Origin of the sequence: Streptococcus sp. CL5.50, assembly GCF_049738015.1 — a bacterium.
In the GTDB taxonomy this organism is placed as follows: domain Bacteria; phylum Bacillota; class Bacilli; order Lactobacillales; family Streptococcaceae; genus Streptococcus; species Streptococcus mitis_CA.
Map to the genome: position 1 here is coordinate 58,596 of NZ_JBKOTR010000006.1, position 13,065 is coordinate 71,660.

Genomic DNA, 13,065 nt, shown 5'->3' on the forward strand with positions numbered 1-13,065 from the left:
ATGACATTTTCATTTGATACAGCGGCTGCTCAAGGTGCAGTGATTAAAGTAATCGGTGTTGGTGGAGGTGGCGGAAACGCCATTAACCGCATGGTTGACGAAGGTGTTGCAGGCGTAGAATTTATCGCAGCAAACACAGATGTACAAGCTTTAAGTAGTACAAAAGCTGAGACTGTAATTCAGTTAGGTCCTAAATTGACTCGTGGTTTGGGTGCTGGAGGTCGACCTGAAATCGGTCAAAAGGCAGCCGAAGAAAGCGAAGAAGCCTTAACTCAAGCTATTACTGGAGCAGACATGGTCTTCATTACTGCAGGTATGGGAGGTGGCTCAGGTACTGGTGCTGCTCCTGTTATTGCCCGCATTGCTAAAGATTTAGGTGCTCTTACAGTTGGTGTTGTGACACGTCCTTTCGGTTTCGAAGGAAGCAAACGTGGTCAGTACGCTGTAGAAGGAATCAATCAGCTTCGCGAACATGTAGATACTCTATTGATTATTTCAAACAACAACTTGCTTGAAATTGTTGATAAGAAAACTCCACTTCTTGAAGCTCTTAGCGAAGCAGATAACGTACTTCGCCAAGGTGTTCAAGGGATTACTGATTTGATTACAAATCCTGGTTTGATTAACCTTGACTTTGCCGATGTGAAAACAGTTATGGCAAATAAAGGAAACGCCCTAATGGGTATCGGTATCGGTAGTGGTGAAGAACGTGTGGTAGAAGCAGCTCGTAAGGCAATCTACTCACCACTTCTTGAAACAACTATTGACGGTGCTGAGGATGTCATCGTCAACGTTACTGGTGGTCTCGACTTGACTTTGATTGAGGCAGAAGAAGCTTCAGAGATCGTCAACCAAGCAGCTGGCCAAGGAGTGAACATCTGGCTTGGAACATCAATCGATGAAAACATGAAAGATGAAATCCGTGTTACAGTCGTTGCAACTGGTGTTCGTCAAGATCGTGTGGAAAAAGTTGTGGGCCATGCACCAAGACAAGCTGTTCGTCATGAACAAGTAAGTCCTAGTCATGCACACAATCATAATCGTCAGTTTGATATGGCTGAAACTGCAGAAATTCCAAGTCCAGCACCTCGTCGCACAGAAACTTCTCAAACTTCAGCATTTGGTGATTGGGACTTGCGTCGTGAGACAATTGTTCGACCAACTGATTCAGTGGTATCACCAGTTGAACGTTTCGAAGCGCCATCTTTACACGATGAGGATGAATTAGACACTCCTCCATTTTTCAAAAATCGTTAAGTAAATGAATTTGAAAGAAAATACAGAACGTGTTTTTCAACAAATAAAAGATGCAAGTCAGCAGTCAGGAAGAGAAGCCAATTCTGTTTCGGTTGTTGCTGTTACAAAATATGTAGACATACCGACAGCGGAGGCCTTGCTTCCGCTAGGTGTGCATCATATTGGTGAAAATCGTGTGGATAAATTTCTTGAGAAATATGAAGCTTTAAAAGATAGAAATATTACCTGGCATTTGATTGGAACCTTGCAAAGACGCAAGGTCAAAGATGTCATTCAGTATGTTGATTATTTCCACGCTTTGGATTCATTAAAGCTAGCAGAAGAAATTCAAAAAAGAAGTGACAGAGTTGTTAAGTGTTTCTTACAAGTAAATATCTCAAGGGAAGAGAGCAAACATGGTTTTTCAAGGGAAGAACTATTAGAGCTCTTGCCAGAATTGGCCACCTTAGATAAAATTGAATATGTCGGCTTGATGACCATGGCTCCTTTTGAAGCTAGTAGTGATGAGTTGAAAGAAATTTTTAAAGCTACGCAGGATTTGCAACTAGAAATTAGAGAAAAACAAATTCCCAATATGCCAATGACGGACTTGAGTATGGGTATGAGTCGTGACTACAAGGAAGCGATTGAATTTGGCTCAACATTTGTCAGAATTGGTACAGCATTTTTTAAATAGGAAAGAAATATGTCTTTAAAAGATAGATTTGATAAATTTATAGATTATTTTACAGAAGATGGAGAAGATGTTGGTACTACTTATCAGCCTAAAGCTGAAGAGCCAATTGTGACTCCAGTCCCTTCTGTTCAAGAGTTGCCTCAACAAGCTGGTAGCACGCTATCTAAAGATAAAAACATCACTCGTCTTCATGCCCGTCAACAAGAGTTGGCTATGCAAAGTCAACGTTCTACTGATAAGGTGACAATTGATGTTCGTTATCCACGTAAATACGAAGATGCCACAGATATTGTTGATTTATTAGCTGGTAATGAAAGTATTTTGATTGATTTCCAATATATGACAGAAGTTCAAGCACGTCGTTGTTTGGATTATCTGGACGGGGCACGCCACGTTTTAGCTGGTAACATGAAAAAGGTAGCATCTACTATGTACCTGCTGACACCAGTTGATGTTGTCGTTAATATTGAAGATATTAAAATCCCAGATGAATCACAAAATGGTGAATTTGGCTTTGATATGAAACGTACGAGAGTGAGATAATGATCTTTCTCATTCGTTTTGTTCAAAATGCAGTGGATATCTATTCACTGATTTTAATCGTGTTTGCTCTGATGTCTTGGTTTCCCAATGCTTATGAATCACGTCTTGGACGCTTGATTATTAGTTTAGTGAAACCGATAGTAGCTCCCTTGCAACGTTTGCCCCTCCAGATTGCAGGTCTTGACTTGTCTGTCTGGATTGCGGTATTACTAGTTCACTTCCTAGGGGAACAGTTGATTCGATTTTTAGTGATCTTTCTATGAACAAGATGATTTATCAACACTTTTCTAAGAATGATTCGTCTTTTATTGATAAGGGAGTAGAATGGATAAAAAAGGTAGAAGATTCTTATTCTCCTTTTTTATCACCTTTTGTAAATCCCCACCAAGAAAAGATTTTAAAGGTTCTAGCATCGACCAACGGCATCTCCTATATGAGCAGTCGGCAGTTTCTTGAAACTGAATATGTACGGGTACTCCTGTATCCTGATTATTTTGAGCCGGGATTCTCTGATTTTGAACTTTCCTTGCAAGAAATTGTCTATCCTAATAAGTTTGAACGCCTAACACATGCGAAAATATTAGGAACTGTTTTAAATCAGCTAGGAATCGATAGGAAGCTATTTGGTGATATCTTAGTCAACGAAGAGAGAGCACAGATTATCATTAATCGACAGTTTATGCTCCTTTTTCAAGACGGCATTACGAAAATTGCTCGTTTACCGGTTCGTCTAGAAGAACGGGATTTTACTGAGAAAATTACTACAGTAGAAGATTATCAAGAATTAGATATTTGTATTGCTAGTTCTAGATTAGATGTTTTTCTAGCAGGTGTCTTCAAGCTGTCTAGAAATCAGGCAAGTCAGTTAATTGAAAAACAGGCAGTCCAAGTGAATTACCATTTAGTTGAAAAATCAGATTATGCAGTTCAAGTTGGTGATCTGATTAGTGTAAGGAAATTTGGTCGATTGAAACTCGTTAGAGATAATGGGCAAACAAAAAAAGATAAAAGGAAATTATCGGTCCAATTGTTATTAAGTAAGTGAGGAAAAATATGCCAATTACATCGTTAGAAATCAAAGATAAAACTTTTAGCACACGCTTCAGAGGGTTTGATCAAGAAGAAGTAGATGAGTTTTTAGATATTGTAGTCCGTGATTATGAAGATTTGGTTCGCTCTAATCATGATAAGGATTTACATATTAAGAGTTTGGAAGAGCGTTTGTCTTACTTTGATGAGATGAAAGATTCATTGAGTCAATCTGTATTGATTGCACAAGATACAGCAGAGCGAGTAAAACAAGCTGCAACGGAACGTTCAAACAATATTATCCAACAAGCAGAGCAAGATGCCCAACGTTTGTTGGAAGAAGCTAAGTACAAGGCAAATGAAATTCTTCGTCAAGCAACTGACAATGCTAAGAAGGTTGCTGTTGAAACAGAAGAATTGAAAAACAAGAGTCGTGTCTTCCACCAACGTCTTAAATCTACAATTGAGAGCCAGTTAGCAATTGTTGAATCTTCAGATTGGGAAGATATTCTTCGCCCAACAGCGACTTATCTTCAGACAAGTGATGAGGCCTTCAAAGAAGTGGTCAGCGAAGTCTTAGGTGACTCTGTCTTACAACAACATCCAGAGGAAGAACCAATTGATATTACTCGCCAGTTTTCTCCCGAGGAAATGGCTGAGTTGCAAGCGCGTATCGAAGCGGCTAATAAGGAACTTGCAGAAGCCGAAGCAAGAGCTGAGCAGGAACAAGTGGTTTCACCAGCTCCGGTTGTTGAAGAAAGTCCAGCTCATCCAGTTGGTCCAATGTATGAAGAGCCAGAAGTAGCTCCAAGCCATTATTCAGGACCAACACCAGCTACTGAAGCTGTAAGCTCAGAACCAGGTTTTGCGGCACCGCAAGAATCTGTTACAATTTTATAAGAAATAATCTGAGAACAATATCTTATCCTTATATTTCCAGCGAGCAGGAGATGGTGTGAGTCCTGCATTCCCTAACGATAAGATTATCCTCTCAAAAACTCAAGTCTGAATGAAGTAAGATTTGACGTTCCCCACGTTACGGGATAAGAGGGAGAAAGACTAAATCTTTTTCCGAATAAAGGTGGTACCACGATTTTCGTCCTTTTTGGCAGTCGTGGTTTTTAATTTGTTATTATTTATAAAGGAGATACCATGAAACTCAAAGATACCCTTAACCTTGGGAAAACAGCTTTCCCAATGCGTGCAGGCCTTCCTACCAAAGAGCCAGTTTGGCAAAAGGAATGGGAAGATGCAAAACTTTACCAACGTCGTCAAGAATTGAACCAAGGAAAACCTCATTTCACCTTGCATGATGGTCCTCCATACGCGAACGGAAATATTCACGTTGGACACGCTATGAACAAGATTTCAAAAGATATCATTGTTCGTTCTAAGTCTATGTCAGGATTTTATGCTCCTTATATTCCAGGTTGGGATACACATGGTCTGCCAATCGAGCAAGTTTTGGCAAAACAAGGTATCAAACGCAAAGAAATGGACTTGGTTGAGTACTTGAAACTTTGCCGTGAATACGCTCTTTCTCAAGTAGATAAACAACGCGAAGACTTCAAACGTTTGGGTGTTTCTGGTGACTGGGAAAATCCATATGTGACTTTGACTCCTGACTATGAAGCAGCCCAAATCCGTGTATTTGGTGAGATGGCTAATAAAGGTTACATCTACCGTGGTGCTAAACCAGTTTACTGGTCTTGGTCATCTGAGTCGGCTCTTGCTGAAGCGGAGATTGAATACCATGATTTGGTTTCAACTTCCCTTTACTATGCCAACAAGGTAAAAAATGGTAAAGGTGTTCTAGATACAGATACTTATATCGTAGTCTGGACAACAACTCCATTTACCATCACAGCTTCTCGTGGTTTGACTGTTGGTGCAGATATTGATTACGTTTTGGTTCAACCTGCTGGTGAAACTCGTAAGTTTGTGGTTGCTGCAGAATTATTGACTAGCTTGTCTGAGAAATTTGGCTGGGCTGATGTTCAAGTTTTGGCAACTTACCGTGGTCAAGAATTGAATCATATCGTAACAGAACACCCATGGGATACAGCTGTAGATGAATTGGTTATCCTTGGTGACCACGTTACAACAGATTCTGGTACAGGTATTGTCCATACCGCCCCTGGTTTTGGTGAGGACGACTACAATGTTGGTATTGCTAATGGTCTTGAAGTCGCAGTGACTGTTGACGAACGTGGTATCATGATGAAGAATGCTGGTCCTGAGTTTGAAGGTCAATTCTATGAAAAGGTAGTTCCAACTGTTATCGAGAAACTTGGTAACCTCCTTCTTGCCCAAGAAGAAATCTCTCACTCATACCCATTTGACTGGCGTACTAAGAAACCAATCATCTGGCGTGCAGTACCACAATGGTTTGCTTCAGTTTCTAAATTCCGCCAAGAAATTTTGGATGAAATTGAAAAAGTGAAATTCCACTCAGAATGGGGTAAAGTTCGTCTTTACAATATGATTCGTGACCGTGGCGACTGGGTTATCTCTCGTCAACGTGCTTGGGGTGTTCCACTTCCTATCTTCTACGCTGAAGACGGTACAGCGATCATGACTGCTGAAACTATTGAACACGTGGCTCAACTCTTTGAGGAACATGGTTCAAGCATTTGGTGGGAACGTGATGCTAAGGACCTCTTGCCAGAAGGATTTACTCATCCAGGTTCACCAAATGGCGAGTTCAAAAAAGAAACTGATATCATGGACGTTTGGTTTGACTCAGGTTCATCATGGAATGGAGTTGTGGTAAACCGTCCTGAGTTAACTTACCCAGCAGACCTTTACCTAGAAGGTTCTGACCAATACCGTGGTTGGTTCAACTCATCACTCATCACATCTGTTGCCAACCATGGCGTAGCACCTTACAAACAAATCTTGTCACAAGGTTTTGCCCTTGACGGTAAAGGTGAGAAGATGTCTAAATCTCTTGGAAATACCATTGCTCCAAGCGATGTTGAAAAACAATTTGGTGCTGAAATCTTGCGTCTTTGGGTAACAAGTGTTGACTCAAGCAACGACGTGCGTATCTCTATGGATATCTTGAGCCAAGTCTCTGAAACTTACCGTAAGATTCGTAACACCCTTCGTTTCTTGATTGCCAATACATCTGACTTTAACCCAACTCAAGATTCAGTAGCTTACGATGAGCTTCGCTCAGTTGATAAGTACATGACTATTCGCTTTAACCAGCTTGTCAAGACCATTCGTGATGCTTACGCAAACTTTGAATTCTTGACAATCTACAAGGCCTTGGTGAACTTTATCAACGTTGACTTGTCAGCCTTCTACCTTGATTTTGCTAAAGATGTTGTTTACATCGAAGGTGCCAAATCATTGGAACGCCGTCAAATGCAGACTGTTTTCTATGACATTCTTGTGAAAATCACGAAACTCTTGACTCCAATCCTTCCTCACACTGCGGAAGAAATCTGGTCATATCTTGAGTTTGAAGCAGAAGACTTCGTTCAATTATCAGAATTACCAGAAGCAGAAATTTTTGCTAACCAAGAAGAAATCTTGGATACATGGGCAGCCTTCATGGACTTCCGTGGACAAGCTCAAAAAGCCTTGGAAGAAGCTCGTAATGCCAAAGTTATCGGGAAATCGCTTGAAGCACACTTGACAGTTTACCCAAATGAAGTGGTGCAAACTCTACTCGAAGCAGTAAACAGCAATGTAGCACAACTTTTGATCGTGTCTGAATTGACTATCGCAGAGGGACCAGCTCCAGAAACTGCTGTTAGCTTCGAAGATGTAGCCTTCACAGTAGAACGCGCTGCAGGTGAAGTATGTGACCGTTGCCGTCGTATCGACCCAACAACAGCAGAACGCAGCTACCACGCAGTTATCTGTGACCACTGTGCAAGCATCGTAGAAGAAAACTTTGCGGAAGCAGTAGCAGAAGGATTTGAAGAGAAATAAGGTTGAAAAGTCTAGGCAAAACTCAATTTGAGAAGAAAAGACAACTAATTTTATAGTCTATTAAACGCATTGTATCAAGCTTGTGAACACCTGATACGATGCGTTTTTATTTATTTTGAAAATTTGCGAGGTGTGACTTTTTATACTCAACAAGAATCAAAGAGAAACTTAGCAAGCTAACAGCAGTAAGATAAAATACGAATTTGATATTGCGGATAAGATTGGAAAATTGTGTCACATTTTTACAATAATAAATTTGTGTAATTGCTTTTGATTTCTAAAAAGTATTATATTTTATTTCATATTATACAAATTTTTATTTTATAATATCAGAAAATACTTTTTTTTTTTAGCAAATATGATACAATTTTATTTGAAAAAAATAAAAAGGAGATTTTATTATGAAATCAAAAACACTTGCTTTAATTAGTGGTATCGTCGGTCTTGTGGGAGGAATTTTACTTCTTATTGGTCCTTTTGTCTTGTTGGGAACAGCGGTAAATACAGCTGCTACAACTCTTAATGGAGGAGCTACTGCAGGGGCTGTTTCAGGTGTTGCCTTACTCTTGAATGCCTTGAAGATTGCAAATCTTGTTCTTGGTATCATTGCTATTGTTTACTATAAAGGAGATAATCGTGTAGGTGCAGCTCCGTCTGTATTAATGATTGTTTCTGGTGGAGTTAGTCTCATTCCATTCTTAGGATGGGTTGGGGGGATTCTTGCCATTATTGGAGGATCTCTATTCCTTGCAACATTGAAGAAATTCAAATCAGAAGAATAAAAGGTATTTTGGCATGAAAAGAACAAAAAAGTTTATCGGTCTAGGAATAGTTCTATTATCTGTTTCTCTTCTCGTTGCATGTGGAGTACAAAATTCAAAGACTACTTCAACAAGTAATGATGAGAAGACAGTAGCAACATCTAATACCTCAAAAGAAACAATCACTCTTGATACACCGGTTGTAACAGACGATGCGATTGAATCAATACGTACTTATGCAGATTATATAGATCTTTATAAAAAGATTTTTGATGATTATTTTACTAAAGCTGAGGAAAGTTTCAAAGGCACAGCTATGGAAAATAATGAGTCGTTTACCAAACTAAAAGAGTCAACTCAAAAATTATTCGATGCGCAGAAAAAAATATATGATTTGCTAGGGTCTACTGAGCTCAAGGAAGATGATAAATCAAAATTGTCTCAACAATTGAAAGACTTTAGAGACAATTTGCAAAAACAGTTGAAAACTTTGACATCTCAACTACAGTAAGATAGAAATTTTTTTGTAGTAATTGAGAATAATTGGTTAAATTACACCCCAAATGTTAGAAAATGGGGTGTTTTTTAAAGGTTAAATAATGAAGATAGAATAGAAATAACCAAAAACAATGTGATTGCCAAACAGTCCTTTCCTTTTTGGTTTTGACTAGCTTTTTTGTGAAAAATTGTGTAAAATAGAATAGATAAACGAGGGGAAACCTCGGAAAATTTAAAGGAGAATCCATCTAATGGTAAAATTGGTTTTTGCTCGCCACGGTGAGTCTGAATGGAACAAAGCTAACCTTTTCACTGGTTGGGCTGATGTTGATTTGTCTGAAAAAGGTACACAACAAGCGATTGACGCTGGTAAATTGATCAAAGAAGCTGGTATCGAATTTGACCAAGCTTACACTTCAGTATTGAAACGTGCGATCAAAACAACTAACTTGGCTCTTGAAGCTTCTGACCAATTGTGGGTTCCAGTTGAAAAATCATGGCGCTTGAACGAACGTCACTACGGTGGTTTGACTGGTAAAAACAAAGCTGAAGCTGCTGAACAATTTGGTGATGAGCAAGTTCACATCTGGCGTCGTTCATACGATGTATTGCCTCCAAACATGGATCGTGATGATGAGCACTCAGCTCACACTGACCGTCGTTACGCTTCACTTGACGACTCAGTTATTCCAGATGCTGAAAACTTGAAAGTGACTTTGGAACGTGCCCTTCCATTCTGGGAAGATAAAATCGCTCCAGCTCTTAAAGATGGTAAAAACGTATTCGTAGGAGCTCACGGTAACTCAATCCGTGCCCTTGTAAAACACATCAAAGGTTTGTCAGATGACGAAATCATGGATGTGGAAATCCCTAACTTCCCACCATTGGTATTCGAATTCGACGAAAAATTGAACGTAGTTTCTGAATACTACCTTGGAAAATAAAAAATTGTAAGTCTAGAATTGATTTCTAGGCTTTTTATGTTAGTATGGTAGTATGATAAGGAATAAAAAACAAGATTATGTATTGGTCTACAAGCAACCAGCGTCAACAACATATAAGGGTTGGGAAGAAGAGGCCTTACCAATAGGCAATGGTTCTTTAGGGGCAAAAGTATTTGGTCTTATTGGGGCTGAACGGATTCAATTCAATGAAAAAAGTCTCTGGTCTGGAGGTCCACTTCCTGATAGTTCAGATTATCAGGGTGGAAATCTTCAGGACCAGTATGGTTTTTTAGCTGAGATTCGGCAGGCTTTGGAAAAGAGAGATTACAATCGGGCTAAAGAACTGGCTGAACAGCACCTAGTCGGGCCAAAAACGAGTCAATATGGGACCTATCTGTCCTTTGGGGATATTCATATTGAGTTTAGTAATCAAGGCAAGACTTTGTCTCAGGTGGCGGACTATCAGAGACAGCTGAATATTAGTAAGGCAGTTGCGACGACTTCTTATGTCTATAAGGGAACGAAATTTGAACGTGAAGCTTTTGCGAGTTTTCCAGATGATCTCTTGATTCAGCGCTTTACTAAGGAAGGGGCAGAAACTCTAGATTTTACTATAGAACTGTCGCTAAGTCGTGATTTGGCTTCTGATGGAAAGTATGAGCAGGAAAAATCTGATTACAAGGAGTGCCAGCTGGATATTACTGATTCTTATATCTTGATGAAGGGGCGAGTTAAGGATAATGACCTGCGGTTTGCTAGTTATCTAGCTTGGCAAACGGATGGAGATATTAGAGTTTGGTCAGATAAGGTTCAGATATCAGGAGCCAGTTATGCCAATCTCTTCTTAGCAGCTAAGACAGATTTTGCCCAAAATCCTGCTAGCAATTATCGCAAGAAACTAGATTTAGAGCAACAGGTAAAAGACTTGGTGGAGATAGCTAAAGAAAAGGGCTATACCCAATTGAAATCAAGGCATATTCAGGACTACCAAACTTTATTCCAGCGTGTTCAATTGGATTTGGGAGCTGATGTTGACGCATCCACTACAGATGATTTGTTAAAAAATTATAAGCCACAAGAAGGGCAGGCTTTGGAGGAATTGTTCTTCCAGTATGGACGGTATTTATTGATTAGTTCTTCCAGAGATTGTCCAGAGGCTCTACCAGCTAACCTACAGGGAGTCTGGAATGCGGTCGATAATCCTCCTTGGAATTCGGACTATCACCTGAATATCAACCTGCAGATGAATTATTGGCCAGCCTATGTTACCAATCTCCTAGAGACGGCTTTTCCAGTCATCAACTATATCGATGATTTGCGAGTCTATGGTCGTCTAGCGGCTGCAAGGTATGCAGGAATCGTCTCTCAAGAAGGGGAGGAGAATGGTTGGTTAGTTCATACTCAAGCGACTCCCTTTGGTTGGACGGCACCTGGTTGGGATTACTATTGGGGTTGGTCACCAGCTGCCAATGCGTGGACGATGCAAACGGTTTATGAAGCCTATTCATTTTATAGGGATCAAGACTATCTCAGGAAGAAAATTTATCCCATGTTGAGGGAAACAGTTCGTTTTTGGAATGATTTTTTACATGAGGATCAGCAGGCGCAACGTTGGGTATCTTCTCCATCTTATTCCCCAGAACATGGTCCGATTTCGATTGGCAATACCTATGACCAATCTCTGATTTGGCAATTATTCAATGATTTTATTCAGGCTGCTCAAGAATTGGGGCTGGATGAGGACTTGTTGGCTGAAGTCAAGGAGAAGTTTGACCTGCTTAATCCTCTTCAAATCACTCAATCTGGTCGAATCAGGGAGTGGTATGAGGAGGAAGAGCAGCATTTTCAAAATGAGAAAGTGGAGGCCCAGCATCGGCACGCTTCCCATCTAGTGGGACTCTATCCTGGCAATCTCTTTAGCTACAAGAGACAAGAGTATCTTGAAGCGGCGCGTTCTAGCCTCAATGATCGTGGAGATGGCGGCACAGGCTGGTCTAAGGCCAATAAGATCAATCTCTGGGCACGTCTGGGAGATGGTAATCGAGCCCATAAATTATTAGCAGAGCAGTTAAAGTTATCCACCTTGCCAAATCTTTGGTGTAGCCATCCTCCTTTTCAGATAGATGGTAATTTTGGTGCTACGAGTGGCATAGCAGAAATGTTGCTCCAGTCTCATACAGCTTCTCTGGTGCCCCTAGCTGCCCTACCTGATGCATGGTCAAGGGGTTCTGTTTCAGGCTTAGTGGCACGTGGACATTTTGAAGTTAGTATACGGTGGGAGGATAAAAAACTCTTACAGATGACCATTTTATCAAGAAGTGGAGGAGATTTGCGAGTATCTTATCCAGGTATTGAAAAAAGTGTGATTGAAGTGAATCAAGAAAAAGCAAAAGTGAAATGCATAGAGAAAGATTGTATTTCGGTGGCAACAGCAGAAGGTGATCTTGTTCAATTTTATTTTTAAGAAGATGATAAAAGGCAGTAATTTGAAACTGCCTTTTAATAAGGATTTGAGAATGTAAGCAGTTTCCAACTAGTTGAAAAAGCGTTATAATGGTAGTAGGAAGTAATACTCAATGAAAATCAAAGAGCAAACTAGGAAGCTAGCCGCAGGTTGCTCAAAACAGTGTTTTGAGGTTGCAGATGGAAGCTGACGTGGTTTGAAGAGATTTTCGAGTAGTATAATTTGTTTGAGAGAGGGTGGGGCTTATGGCTTATATTGAGATGAAACACTGTTACAAGCGTTACCAGGTTGGGGACACGGAGATTGTGGCCAATCGCGATGTGAATTTTGAGATTGAAAAGGGTGAATTGGTTATTATTCTAGGTGCGTCTGGTGCAGGCAAGTCAACGGTTCTTAACCTTCTTGGGGGGATGGATACTAATGATGAAGGGGAAATCTGGATTGATGGTGCCAATATTGCAGACTATAGTTCCCACCAGCGTACCAATTACCGCCGCAATGATGTAGGATTTGTTTTTCAGTTTTATAATCTAGTTTCCAATCTAACCGCTAAGGAAAATGTGGAGTTGGCTTCAGAAATCGTGACAGATGCCTTGAATCCTGAACAGGTCTTGACAGATGTAGGTCTGGCTCATCGTCTCAATAACTTTCCAGCCCAGCTTTCTGGAGGGGAGCAACAGCGAGTCTCCATTGCACGCGCAGTAGCCAAAAATCCTAAAATTCTCCTTTGTGATGAACCGACTGGAGCCTTGGATTATCAGACGGGCAAGCAGGTTTTGGAAATCCTCCAAGACATGTCTCGTCAAAAGGGAGCGACAGTGATCATTGTGACTCATAATGGAGCTTTGGCGCCCATTGCTGATCGCGTGATTCATATGCACGATGCCAGTGTCAAGGATGTGGTGATGAACCAGCATCCTCAGGATATCGACAGTTTGGAGTACTAGC

Annotated in this window: 12 protein-coding genes; all 12 read left to right on the forward strand. The window is 40.4% G+C overall.

The features are described 5' to 3' along the window. The 12 genes from ftsZ to ACLNCV_RS05270 all read left to right on the forward strand — a co-directional run bounded on the left by ftsZ (position 1) and on the right by ACLNCV_RS05270 (position 13,064). Positions 1–1,257, forward strand: coding sequence for a cell division protein FtsZ (ftsZ, locus tag ACLNCV_RS05215; protein ID WP_024057151.1), 1,257 nt, complete (start codon positions 1–3; stop codon positions 1,255–1,257). 4 nt (positions 1,258–1,261) lie between these two features. Beyond that, entirely contained in the window at positions 1,262–1,933 is a 672-nt protein-coding gene (locus ACLNCV_RS05220; protein WP_024057152.1) for a YggS family pyridoxal phosphate-dependent enzyme, read from the forward strand. Positions 1,934–1,942: 9 nt separating this feature from the next. Then, a complete protein-coding gene (locus ACLNCV_RS05225; protein ID WP_424844940.1) occupies positions 1,943–2,476 on the forward strand; it encodes a cell division protein SepF in 534 nt (177 codons plus the stop codon). Beyond that, positions 2,476–2,739, forward strand: a complete 264-nt coding sequence (locus tag ACLNCV_RS05230) for a YggT family protein (protein WP_261099492.1) — start codon at positions 2,476–2,478, stop codon at positions 2,737–2,739. The genes ACLNCV_RS05225 and ACLNCV_RS05230 overlap by 1 nt, the downstream gene beginning before the upstream one ends. Next, positions 2,736–3,521: an RNA-binding protein gene (locus ACLNCV_RS05235; protein WP_265484964.1), complete on the forward strand. Its 786-nt coding sequence runs from the start codon at positions 2,736–2,738 to the stop codon at positions 3,519–3,521. The genes ACLNCV_RS05230 and ACLNCV_RS05235 overlap by 4 nt, the downstream gene beginning before the upstream one ends. 8 nt (positions 3,522–3,529) lie before the next feature. Further along, entirely contained in the window at positions 3,530–4,405 is an 876-nt protein-coding gene (locus ACLNCV_RS05240; protein WP_049502424.1) for a DivIVA domain-containing protein, read from the forward strand. A gap of 252 nt (positions 4,406–4,657) precedes the next feature. After that, positions 4,658–7,450, forward strand: a complete 2,793-nt coding sequence (ileS, locus tag ACLNCV_RS05245; RefSeq protein ID WP_424844941.1) for an isoleucine--tRNA ligase — start codon at positions 4,658–4,660, stop codon at positions 7,448–7,450. A gap of 401 nt (positions 7,451–7,851) precedes the next feature. Beyond that, positions 7,852–8,232, forward strand: coding sequence for a hypothetical protein (locus ACLNCV_RS05250; protein WP_000837844.1), 381 nt, complete (start codon positions 7,852–7,854; stop codon positions 8,230–8,232). A gap of 13 nt (positions 8,233–8,245) precedes the next feature. Continuing rightward, on the forward strand, positions 8,246–8,722 hold the full coding sequence (locus ACLNCV_RS05255) for a hypothetical protein (RefSeq protein WP_049546526.1): 477 nt from the start codon (positions 8,246–8,248) through the stop codon (positions 8,720–8,722). Positions 8,723–8,960: 238 nt separating this feature from the next. Continuing rightward, positions 8,961–9,653 carry a phosphoglycerate mutase gene (locus ACLNCV_RS05260; protein ID WP_000240129.1) on the forward strand — a complete coding sequence of 231 codons (693 nt, stop codon included), beginning with the start codon at positions 8,961–8,963 and terminating at the stop codon, positions 9,651–9,653. Between the two features lie 52 nt (positions 9,654–9,705). Then, entirely contained in the window at positions 9,706–12,117 is a 2,412-nt protein-coding gene (locus tag ACLNCV_RS05265; protein ID WP_424844942.1) for a glycoside hydrolase family 95 protein, read from the forward strand. Between the two features lie 245 nt (positions 12,118–12,362). Further along, the gene (locus ACLNCV_RS05270) at positions 12,363–13,064 is read left to right on the forward strand and encodes an ABC transporter ATP-binding protein (protein WP_424844943.1); all 702 of its coding nucleotides are present in this window, start codon (positions 12,363–12,365) and stop codon (positions 13,062–13,064) included. Position 13,065 lies beyond the last annotated feature (1 nt).

What these genes read in the sequence shown, in the direction of transcription:
- ftsZ (WP_024057151.1), top strand. Translation starts at nt 1, where the DNA reads ATGACATTTTCATTTGATACAGCGGCTGCTCAAGGTGCAGTGATTAAA.
- ACLNCV_RS05220 (WP_024057152.1), top strand. Translation starts at nt 1,262, where the DNA reads ATGAATTTGAAAGAAAATACAGAACGTGTTTTTCAACAAATAAAAGAT.
- ACLNCV_RS05225 (WP_424844940.1), top strand. Translation starts at nt 1,943, where the DNA reads ATGTCTTTAAAAGATAGATTTGATAAATTTATAGATTATTTTACAGAA.
- ACLNCV_RS05230 (WP_261099492.1), top strand. Translation starts at nt 2,476, where the DNA reads ATGATCTTTCTCATTCGTTTTGTTCAAAATGCAGTGGATATCTATTCA.
- ACLNCV_RS05235 (WP_265484964.1), top strand. Translation starts at nt 2,736, where the DNA reads ATGAACAAGATGATTTATCAACACTTTTCTAAGAATGATTCGTCTTTT.
- ACLNCV_RS05240 (WP_049502424.1), top strand. Translation starts at nt 3,530, where the DNA reads ATGCCAATTACATCGTTAGAAATCAAAGATAAAACTTTTAGCACACGC.
- ileS (WP_424844941.1), top strand. Translation starts at nt 4,658, where the DNA reads ATGAAACTCAAAGATACCCTTAACCTTGGGAAAACAGCTTTCCCAATG.
- ACLNCV_RS05250 (WP_000837844.1), top strand. Translation starts at nt 7,852, where the DNA reads ATGAAATCAAAAACACTTGCTTTAATTAGTGGTATCGTCGGTCTTGTG.
- ACLNCV_RS05255 (WP_049546526.1), top strand. Translation starts at nt 8,246, where the DNA reads ATGAAAAGAACAAAAAAGTTTATCGGTCTAGGAATAGTTCTATTATCT.
- ACLNCV_RS05260 (WP_000240129.1), top strand. Translation starts at nt 8,961, where the DNA reads ATGGTAAAATTGGTTTTTGCTCGCCACGGTGAGTCTGAATGGAACAAA.
- ACLNCV_RS05265 (WP_424844942.1), top strand. Translation starts at nt 9,706, where the DNA reads ATGATAAGGAATAAAAAACAAGATTATGTATTGGTCTACAAGCAACCA.
- ACLNCV_RS05270 (WP_424844943.1), top strand. Translation starts at nt 12,363, where the DNA reads ATGGCTTATATTGAGATGAAACACTGTTACAAGCGTTACCAGGTTGGG.